At 45.7% G+C, this 8,377-nt stretch carries 6 protein-coding genes; 1 reads left to right on the top strand and 5 read right to left on the bottom strand.

The features are described 5' to 3' along the window. Window positions 1–111 precede the first annotated feature (111 nt). The 3 genes from ADH49_RS06675 to ADH49_RS06665 are packed head-to-tail and all read right to left on the bottom strand — an operon-like array spanning window position 112 to window position 2,974. A complete protein-coding gene (locus tag ADH49_RS06675) occupies window positions 112–786 on the bottom strand; it encodes a potassium channel family protein (RefSeq protein ID WP_048690967.1) in 675 nt (224 codons plus the stop codon). 9 nt (window positions 787–795) lie between these two features. Then, entirely contained in the window at window positions 796–2,178 is a 1,383-nt protein-coding gene (locus ADH49_RS06670) for a potassium transporter TrkG (RefSeq protein WP_048690964.1), read from the bottom strand. Window positions 2,179–2,209: 31 nt separating this feature from the next. Next, complete coding sequence (locus tag ADH49_RS06665) at window positions 2,210–2,974, bottom strand: nucleoside phosphorylase (RefSeq protein ID WP_048690963.1); 765 nt, start codon at window positions 2,972–2,974, stop codon at window positions 2,210–2,212. 157 nt (window positions 2,975–3,131) lie between these two features. Between ADH49_RS06665 and ADH49_RS06660 the strand changes: the two genes are divergently transcribed. Beyond that, on the top strand, window positions 3,132–5,846 hold the full coding sequence (locus ADH49_RS06660) for a DEAD/DEAH box helicase family protein (RefSeq protein WP_048690960.1): 2,715 nt from the start codon (window positions 3,132–3,134) through the stop codon (window positions 5,844–5,846). A 57-nt stretch (window positions 5,847–5,903) separates the two neighbouring features. Here ADH49_RS06660 and ADH49_RS06655 read toward each other — a convergent pair whose 3' ends face one another. Then, entirely contained in the window at window positions 5,904–6,941 is a 1,038-nt protein-coding gene (locus ADH49_RS06655) for a zinc-binding dehydrogenase (RefSeq protein ID WP_048690958.1), read from the bottom strand. 87 nt (window positions 6,942–7,028) lie between these two features. Beyond that, on the bottom strand, window positions 7,029–8,123 hold the full coding sequence (gene hemH / locus ADH49_RS06650) for a ferrochelatase (protein ID WP_048690956.1): 1,095 nt from the start codon (window positions 8,121–8,123) through the stop codon (window positions 7,029–7,031). Between the last annotated feature and the right edge of the window lie 254 nt (window positions 8,124–8,377).

Genomic DNA, 8,377 nt, shown 5'->3' with positions numbered 1-8,377 from the left:
GTGGGCTCTACTACGCTGATTTCATCAGCTTTTACAGCCCTACTCAACTGTGCGGAGGTGGGATGACGAAATCGAATTCTAACGAATTACCGATTTCTGTCCCACTCTCTCTTAGTTCCTTTCCTCTAAGAGGTCTTGGATTCTATCCAGATACTGGTTGTCTGTCACCGCCATCACGCGCACCCCTTCTGGCCAGATAAAGTCAGGACCAATCTGACTTCGCAAAGGCTGGTCTTCCACATCTCGATAGCCAATAATATTGAGTTGATATTGGTCTCTGATTTCCAAGTCCTGAAGGCTTTTTCCTACCCAGCTAGCTGGAACCGTAAACTCGACCACCACCACTGCTTCATCCAACTGGAAGACTTCAATCCCGTGTTCGAAGAGGATCATCTTGGCCAGAGACATCCCCGCTTCTACCTCTGGTAGGATGACCAAATCAGCCCCAATTTTCTCAAGGACTTCCTTGGTCACTTCATTCTTGACCTTGGCAATGACTCGCTCAACACCAAGGGCCTTACAATGCATGACTGCCAGCACACTGGACTCCAGGTTTTCACCCGTCGCGATGACGACTGTATCACAGTTCCCAATATCTGCCGCATCCAAGAGGTCCATTTCTGTAATGTCTCCAACAATTCCAGTCGTAATCATGGATTCATATTGGTTGATCACATCTGCGTGATCATCAATCGCAATAATATCCACATCCTGATCCTGCAGAGTTTTCAGGACACTCTGTCCAAAAATTCCTAATCCTAAAATTCCAATGGTTCGATTCTCCATAAGTTTCTCCTATCCAATAATGATGTCTGCCTTGGCATACTGCAAGGTATCTGCTTTCTTGGCTTGGTAATTGTTCAAGCTAACCATGAGGGTCAAAGGACCGATCCGTCCGATAAACATGAGGACCATGATAATGCCTAGTCCCGCTCCATTTAAGGTTGAGGTTACATTGGCGGTCACTCCCACTGTCGCTAGAGCGGATACCACCTCAAAGACCAAATAAATAAAGCGTTGGCCATCCGGCGTCACCAAACAGATTCCTAATAGCCCCACTAAGAAGGTCAACTGGAAAATCACCGCTGTCCCAAAGGAACGTTGAACAATGTCTGGTGAAATCGTACGTTTTCCTAAATTGGTATGTGGTAGCCCCAATAGTTCCTTCCGAGCCAGGAGCAAGAGGACCAGGAAGGTGGTGATCTTCATGCCCCCTGCTGTCCCACCTGGTGCTCCACCTAAAAACATCTGCAAGAGATAGACGAAGAGCGTCACTGGTCGGACTGCTGTATAATCTAAGGAAGCAAAACCAGCTGTCCGCATGCTGACGGTTTGGAAAAAGCTGACTAAAATTTTCTCTCCCAAGGGGAGGGCCCCAATGGTTGCCGGATTATCAAACTCGGTCAAGAGACTGGTGACTGTCCCAAAGAGGAGGATCGCAGCTGTTAACCAAAGAACCACCTTGGTATGGAAGCGAAGAGTCCGCCGTCCTGATTGATTGCGAGCCTTGGTAGCGAGGTCAAACCAAACCATAAAGCCCAAGCCCCCAGTAATAATAAGGGCAGACAAGGTCAGGTTCACCAGCCAATCGGTCTGGAAACTCATCATACTATCGCCCCCAAAATTATCGAAGCCCGCATTACAAAAAGCTGAAATCGCGACAAAGATGGAGTTAAAGATTCCATGGCCCCAACCAAAGCGAGGAATGAAGCGAATCATGAGGAGCAAGGCCCCCAGTCCTTCGATGGTAAAGGTGGTTATGAAAATAGAACGGACAAAACGGGCCAAGCTCTGGTTATTGCTAAAGCTAAAGCTGTCCCGAATGGTCTGTCGGTCCTTGTAGCTGAGCTTTTGACGACTTTCCATAAAGAAGAGACCGATAAAGGTCAAGATCCCCAGGCCACCGATCTGAATCAAGAGCATACAGATTAACTGCCCCCAGGCATTGTAGGTCGAGGCTACTGATTGGGTAAAGAGCCCTGTCACACAGACCATGGAGACTGCTGTAAAAAGGTGGTCAACATAACCTGCTTTTGAGCTTGCTTGCTGGACAAAAGGCAGACTCAATAAGAGGGAGCCAATTAAGATAACCAAGACAAAGCTGAAAAAAATCCTCCTTGCTGGAGACAGACTTTTCATCTTGGACTGCCATTGTTTAAAAAATAATTTGACTAACATAGCTTCATTGTACCATAAAAAGTGAATAGACCTACAAGTGATGAACCATTTCTAGGCACAATTCTAAGGCTTTAGTGAATGCTTCAGATCCCCAGTCACGCTGGTCATAATTTTCCAGGTCTGCAAGAGAATCTGCGGTAAATAGGATCAAGCCCCAAACCGCATCACGAAGCTGGGCTACTGCTGCCAATGAGGCGCACTCCATCTCCACAACGCTACACCCTTCTTCAATGCGATAGGCCACCTTGTCAGGCGTTTCTCGATAAAAGCCGTCTGTCGACCAGGTCATCACTTCTTGATAGGGAATGGACGCTTGTTTTAGAACCCTTTCAATGGCAGTCAGTGCTCGACGATCCACTTCTATATAACGAGAAGGTGCTACATAATGGTAACTGGCTCCCTCATCTCGCAAAGCCTTGGTCGGGATTAAAAAGGCATTTTCTTCCATTTCCACCAAGACGCCACAGCTTCCTGAGGAAATAATTTTCTTCACCCCATAGCCGATCAACCAATCCATGAATTGAGCTGCAGGGGCAGATCCGACTGGCGCTTGCGCCAAGCAGATATCCTCTCCTTGGTGCTCCATGACATAAACCGGATAGGTCTTGGTAGCTGAGACAAAGCTAGCTACTTGCTTAGCACCAACAGCTTTTGCAAAGCAATCAATCTCATCCTCCAAGAAAGCATACACACATTTTTCAGGTAGGTGCAGATCAAGCCCCTCATGGGTCGGCATAATGACTGCCTGCGGGTTGTCGTCAAACTCTAAAATAGGAATTTCATGTTTATGGATCATCTGTTGCCTCCAAACTTGTTTGTAACATTATATAAGTCCATCTAGTCTGTGTCAAGGAGAGGTAGCGAAAAGGACTATTTTCCTTCCACAGCAACTCCCCATATAACTGAATACCTTCAACTATGATATAATGGGGACAGTACAAGGGAGGAAACCAATGTTACAAGAACTAGCCTTTACAGGTCAATGGAGACACTATCAAAAACGTGTTCTCGATAAGAGTGACGCTTTTATGGCGGATGGTCACCTGCATTTGGTAGCAGCTCCTGGCTCTGGAAAAACAACCTTGGGTATCGAATTTATCCGGCGCTTTGGGCAACCAACCCTGATTCTGGCACCTACGGTCACGATTCGTCAACAATGGGTTGACCGGATTGTCCAAGCATTCTTGAAAGACAAAAGCCAAGCGGAGCAATTGATCTCTCAGGACCTTAAACATCCTAAGCTGATTACAGTTGCTACCTATCAGGCCCTCCACAGTGCCATGAATCAAGTCGTCGGCCAATCACAAATCGAGGATACCGATGACAAGGCAGAGATTGAAACATTTGATTTCAAAGGCTTTGACATCTTTTCTACTTTCAAAGACATCTCACTGGGAACCCTCTGTTTAGATGAGTGTCACCACCTGCGCAATGAATGGTGGAAGAGTTTGGAAGCCTTTCGCCAAGCCTTCCCTGACTTAAAGATGATCTCCCTCACTGCTACCCCTCCCTATGAAGGGGACCCTACTCTTTGGGAACGCTATATCCGCATGTGTGGTGAGATTGATGAGGAAATTACGGTTCCCGAATTGGTCAAGGAAGAGACCCTTTGTCCCCACCAAGACTATGTCTACTTTGCCTTTCCAACCAAAGAAGAGCAGGCTCAGTTGGATGCCTTTAGCCAACAAAAGAATGCTCTCTTACAGCAACTGACTTCCGATCCCCTCTTTTGCCAATACCTCCAAAACTGCAAAGCCTTATCGGATCAGATTAGCGATGATGAATTGCTCAATGAGCCCAAGTATCTCTCTGCTACCCTGATCTTTCTTCGAAGCAAGGGAATTGACTTTCCCAAACGTTTCCAGGAGCTTTTAGGAGCCAAGAAACTACCTGCTTTCACCTTGGACTGGCTTGAAATACTCTTGCAAGGTCTGCTCTTTCAGGTGCCTCACTGGTACAATCTACCTGAGGAATACGAGAAGCAACTGCTTCATGAATTAAAAGCAGCCAGCTTGATCGATCGAAAACAAGTCAAACTGGTCCGCAACAAAAAACAAGACCTACTGCTCAACCAATCCCTCGGAAAACTCAATGCGGTTCGAGAGATTTTCAAGGCGGAATACCAGGCTCTTGGAAGTCAACTGCGCCAATTGGTCCTAACAGACTACATTCGCCAAGACTTTGAAGTTCATCTCGGGAATAAGGACGCCCAATTCACTCAATTGGGAGTGCTCTCTTATTTCGAATCTATTCGCAGAGAAAGCTTAGAGCTAACTAGTCCTCCTGCCATCGCTGTCTTAACCGGTAGCATCGTCATCATCCCTACGGTCGCTAAGCCAAGATTAGAAGAACTTCTAGGAGAGAATCGTTTGACTTACCAAAGTGTCGGCCAATTATCTCCTGATGACTTTCTCAAGGTTCGCTTGGTTGGTTCTCAACATGATTTGGTGACAGCCGTGACCCAGCTCTTTCAAGAAGGGCTCATTCAAGTCGTCATTGGAACCAAGTCACTTCTAGGAGAAGGCTGGGATGCTCCTTGCGTCAATTCCCTTATCCTAGCGAGCTTTGTCGGCAGTTTTATGCTCAGCAACCAAATGCGAGGCCGTGCCATCCGAGTGTGGCCTCAGGAGCCAGACAAGACTAGTAATATCTGGCACCTGGTCTCCATCAATCTTTCCCTAAAGAAATGGTATGAAAAGTCCGATCTTGAAAAGGAAGAAATCGAAGCCATCACTGATCAGTTGAAAGAATACAGTCCTGATCTGGAGCTCTTAGAAAGACGGATGAAGCAATTTTTAGGTCTCCATTACAAGGAGCCCTTCATCGAATCTGGTATTGAACGTCTAGCCTTTGACAATATCCGCTATACCAAAAAACAGTTGCAGAAACTCAATGAAGAAACCTTAGAGCGCTCCACCCATCGTCAAGAACTCCGGGATGGCTGGCAAAAAGCCCTGCCGATTCTGGAGAATATGGAGATTGCAAATGAGGTCCAAGTGGATAAACACTTCCTGCCCCTGGCCCTATTTTTTGACGCCAGGAAGCTAGCTCGCTGGCTGACGGCCGCTGCTTTGACCGATGCTTTCGCCAACCTGATTTACTATTCACATAGAGGAGGAGGGAATAAAGCGTCTCTTATTCTTCTATTCTTCTTAGCTGTCCCCGCACTCCTTTCTTGGCTTCGCTACTATCTCTATAAGAGCCCTTATAAACGGCTAGAAGTCTTCGGCCAGGCTATCCACCAAGCCCTACTCCTTTCTGGCCAGATCCAGACCCAAGAAACCCGCATCCAAGTCGTACGAGACAGAAAGGATGCCATCAACACGCTGATCTATTTGAAGGACGGAACCATGCGGGAGAAGGAACTCTTCTCGCAAACCATGATCGAGTTTTTCGCACCGATTGAAAATCAGCGCTATATCTTGAAAGCACAGGAAAAGGTGTCCGATCAGACAGAATATTTCGCTGTACCAAGCCTCTTTGACAAACGGAAAGAGGATGCCCAAGCCTTTGTGGCGCAAATCCGAAAGAGTATAGGCAAGTATGACCTCGTCTATACTCGAAGTGCGGAAGGTCGTGCCATTCTCCTTGATGCGCGCATCAAGGCCCTAGCCAACAAACAAGAGCGCACCTTTACCAAGAAGCAAGTGATGTCAGATTTGAAATAAGATTTTATTCACTATAAAAGAAAAGTCTAGTAGATTCATTTCTACTAGACTTTTTCATTACTCAATCACAATCATAGCCTTAATGGTCTTGCGTTCATCCATGTCTTTATAGGCTTGATCAATCTCATCCAAGCTATAGCTATGGGTAAAGACACGGCCTGGATTGATGTCGCCATCAAGGACGGCCTTGAGCAAGAACTGCTTGTCATAGGTGGTGACAGAGGCTGCCCCACCTGCCACTGAGATATTTTGGGCAAAGGTCGAACCTAGAGCACGGTTATTGTAATGAGGCACACCGACAAAACCTAAACGTCCACCATTGTGAAGAACCCCAAGGGCTTGATCGACAGCTGCTGCGGTACCCACACATTCAAGGGCGGCATCTGCTCCTCCTCCGAGGATTTCACGGACCTTGGCAATGCCTTCTTCACCACGCTCCGCTACGACCGCCGTTGCACCAAATTCCAAAGCCATTTGTTGGCGATCTTGGTGACGGCTCATAAGGACGATTTGCGATGCACCACGCATCTTGGCTGCGATAACCGCACATTGACCAACGGCACCGTCCCCGATGACCACTACTTTGTCACCAGGCTTCACGTCTGCTACACGCGCCGCATGGTAGCCCGTTGGCATGACATCAGCTAGCGTCAAGAAGGATTTGAGCATAGCTTCTGTATAATCAGATGGTTGACCTGGAATCTTGACAAGGGCCCAGTTGGCGTATTCGAAGCGCATGTACTCCGCTTGCACCCCGTCAGACCAGTTGGTTCCGATATGGCGGTCACAAGTCCCATCATAGCCAGCACGACAGGCATCACACTCCCCACAACCATGGGTGAAAGGCGCGATGACAAAGTCACCTGGTTTGACCGTGGTAATAGCTTCTCCGATTTCTTCCACGATCCCAATAGCTTCGTGGCCACTATTTTGATGACCTGCTTCAATATCAGGATTGCGGTAGCTCCAGAGATCAGAGCCACAGACACAGGTACGAACGATACGGAGAATAACATCATCCGGCGCTTCAATATGTGGACGTTCTACTTCTACTAGACCCACTTGTCCAGCTTTTGTATAAACTGTTTTCTTCATAGAATCAACCTACTTTCTATTGCTTCCTTATCCATAGTATACACTTTTTCTTAGGCTTCTGCTTAAATCTTCCTTTCCCCTTTCCGATTAATCATATTTTTTCCCATACTTTTTTTCTAGCATTTTCTTAATCAGATAGGGCATTTTAACATTTTCTCGCCCTTTCTTGGCAATCAACTTCTTCACAAAATCTGGCATTTGGATATCATTCTCTTCTTCCAAAATCTGACTCGTACTTGAAGAAGCTTCCAACTCATCAAAGGTCTCTAGCTGAGGTTGATAGTCGCTATAGGCACCATCTATATGAGACTGAATGGTTGACAGAAGGGCTTTAATCAGTCGTGAATCGCTATTTGGCATAGGAGGTCGGTGATAAGCCACACCGAGCTTCTGACATAGCTCCTTACACTCCACATCATTATCAAAAAGAACCTCAATATGCTCACTAATAAAAGCAATCGGAACAAAAATATAGTGGTCAGGATGCTCCCTCTCATCTCGCAGGTATTCTAAGACATCCGGCTTAATCCAAGGAATACCAATATCACTCTCACTCTGCCAAGTATTAGTATACTGCTCCTCTTCAAGCCCTAAAATCTCCGCAATCATGCGACTATTGTCATAAATCTGATCGATATAAGGGTCGCCAAAATCTAGTGCCAAAACTGGAACACTGTGGGCTGAAAAAATCACCTTATAACTGTCGTCTCCAATCTGATCTAAAATCTTTTGGATTTCATCAGCCCAATAGTGGAGTAGGTCAGGTTCGCGGTACCAGTCCTTGATAATTTGGAACTTTATCTGACCACTTTCTAAAAATTTTTCATAACCCATGACAGAATAGTAGGAATAATGGGGCTCTAGAATCAAACACAAACACTCTTTAATTCCATCTAACTCCATTTCTTTGATCACATCTGTGATGAAAGGGCGGGAAAATTTGTTGGCAAAGTAAACCGATGCTTGATCTCCAAGAGCAGTAGCAACCAAGTCCACTTCTTCTCTAGTTATCCTTTGGAGCGGCGTTCCACCGATTCGGACGTAATTGTCATATAAAGTCTGAATTTCATGTGGTTCAGGACGAACCCCACGGCGTATATTCGTGAAAAACTCTGCTACTCCTTCGTAGGTAATCTCTTCTGGCGACCCAAAGGTCATCATCAACACAGCTCTTTTACTCATAACTACTCCTTGTTCCATGTTTGTTCTATTTTACCATGAAAAGGCTTACTTTAGGGAACTCTTTTATAAATCATTTGGAAGAAGACACTAATTTTCTAGGTCAATACACAAGCTATTAAAAGAAATCATTCAAAGAAAGTGGAACAAATATCTTTTTATGCCCAATCCGATACTGTATTATTCTTTGAAAACAACATCTATTTGAAATTACCATCTTTCATGTAAGAAGAAATGGTTTAAATTCCTTTCTATGA

It is taken from the genome of Streptococcus sp. 400_SSPC, assembly GCF_001072745.1.
GTDB classification, from domain to species: Bacteria; Bacillota; Bacilli; order Lactobacillales; family Streptococcaceae; genus Streptococcus; species Streptococcus xiaochunlingii.
The sequence above is the reverse complement of the archived record's forward strand: the minus strand, read 5'-3'. Positions and strand labels throughout refer to the sequence as shown.